Source organism: Streptomyces katrae (assembly GCF_000966975.1).
Lineage (GTDB): Bacteria > Actinomycetota > Actinomycetes > Streptomycetales > Streptomycetaceae > Streptomyces > Streptomyces katrae.
Genome location: NZ_JZWV01000460.1, coordinates 1 through 1,293 on the forward strand (window position 1 = coordinate 1; position 1,293 = coordinate 1,293).

1 protein-coding gene is annotated in these 1,293 nt (G+C 78.7%); it reads right to left on the reverse strand.

The genetic code is table 11. The features are described from left to right. Positions 1–60: 60 nt before the first annotated feature. A partial coding sequence (locus tag VR44_RS17255; RefSeq protein WP_211275081.1) for an acyl-CoA dehydrogenase family protein occupies positions 61–1,293 on the reverse strand: 1,233 nt, incomplete at its 5' end.

Consider the following 1,293-nt stretch of genomic DNA (forward strand, 5'->3'; position numbering starts at 1 on the left):
GCCCCGCTCCCGGCGGCCGCCGGAGCGGCCGCGGATCCGCCGCCCGCGGGGAGCCCCGCGTCAGCGGAAGGCCGCGGCCACCGCGCGGTGGGAGCCGTTGAGGTAGTGCTCACCGATGGAGCGCAGCCGGTGCGCGACCGGGCGCTGGGACGTCAGGACGCGGGCGTTTCGCCAGAACCGGTCCAGGCCCGGGGCGTCGGCGAATTCCAGCACCCGCGCGGTGACGTGCAGCGCGGCCTTCGAGGTGACCGTCTCGGCCGTCGCGACGAGGGCGGCGACCCCCGCCGCCTCCTCCGCGTCGAGCCGCGCACCGGCGTCGAGGGCCTGCCCCATCACCTCCGTCGCCCGGTCGACCACGGCCGTGGCCGTCTGGGCGGCGGAGGCCAGCTCCCCGTACGTCAGGAAGAGGTCCGGGTCCTCACCGGGCAGCCGGCGGGCCCGGCCGCTCCTGCTGAGGTCGCGCGCCTCCACCAGGGCGCCCTCGGCGATGCCGAGGCCGACGTGACAGAGGGCGAGCCGGAGCGCCGGCTCGGCGAGCGCCGTGAAGGGGGCGGCCGACTCCTCGTCGCGCGGCCGGCGGCCCAGCACCTGCCCGGGCGTGACGGTGACGCGGTCGAAGACGGCCTCGCCCGCGCCGGCGACGCGCTGGCCGAGCCGGTCGCGGGCCGGTTCGAGGCCCAGCCCGCGCGCCCCGGGCGGGATCCGCACGACCAGGACGTCACCCGTCACGGTGCACACGGCGTCCACCACGATCTGGTCGGCGGCGGCCACCGCCGTGTCCAGGGGGCGGTGTCCGTCCAGTACGTAGCCCGTGGTCCGCGGCCTCAGCCTCAGGTCCGGCCGGCCGGCGTCCTCGTGCGCCGCGGGCGGGTTCACCGCGCCGGCCCACAGCCACTGGCCGCGGACCGACTCCTCCTCGAGGGCGGCGGCCTGCTGGTCGTCGGCGTAGAAGCGCCCGCTCCACGTGTGCACGTAGTGCCGGGCGAGCAGCTCGCCGATCGAGCTGTCCGCCGCGGAGATCTCCCGTATGACGGCGCATCCGGTCCGCCAGTCCGCCCCGCGGCCCGGCCGGGGCGGGGTGAGGGCCGCCGGCAGGCCGGCCTCGCGCAGCCGGGCCGCCTCGTCGCCCGGCGGCTCGCCCGCCTGGTCGCGGGCTATGGCGTCCGCGGCCAGGTCCTCCGCCACGTCGCGGGCGGTCCGCAGCAGCGCGCGGCGCCGTGCGTCAGGGGGAACGGCGGTGGTCATGTCGGCTGCTCCGGGAGGTCGTCGGGTGGCGCCGGCCGGTTGCCGCGA